The following is a 526-nucleotide window of genomic DNA, read 5'->3' on the forward strand; positions in this document are numbered from 1 at the left end:
AAAGTAGCTCAAGAAAAACGTTCTCACATCACCGAATGGGACTTAACCGTACTCATCTCTCAAAAAACGAATATTCCTATAGGCAAACTCAAAGAAGAGGAAAAACAGCGTTTGAGTGATATGGATGCTATTCTTTCCGAGCGGGTAGTAGGGCAAGACCACGCTATTGCTATTATCAGTGAGGCTGTACTCGAAAATCGCTCTGGATTGAGCAAAGCAGGACAACCGATAGGTTCTTTCTTCTTTTTGGGACCTACAGGAACAGGGAAGACAGAATTGGCTAAATCTTTAGCCGAATTCCTTTTCCAAGATGAAAACGCTATTATCCGTTTCGATATGTCAGAGTTCAAAGAAGAACACTCAGCAGCCTTACTCTATGGGGCACCTCCAGGGTATGTAGGCTATGAGGAAGGTGGTTTATTAGTGAATAAAATCCGACAAAAGCCCTACTCTATCGTACTTTTTGATGAGATAGAAAAAGCCCATACTTCAGTATTTGATGTATTCCTACAAATAATGGACGAAG

The 526-nt window shown here is 41.3% G+C and carries 1 protein-coding gene; it reads left to right on the forward strand.

The window, feature by feature from the left end; all coding sequences use genetic code 11:
* On the forward strand, positions 1-526 hold a 526-nt coding region (locus HMPREF9441_RS17160), incomplete at both ends, for an AAA family ATPase (protein ID WP_008623556.1).

It is taken from the genome of Paraprevotella clara YIT 11840, assembly GCF_000233955.1.
GTDB lineage: Bacteria > Bacteroidota > Bacteroidia > Bacteroidales > Bacteroidaceae > Paraprevotella > Paraprevotella clara.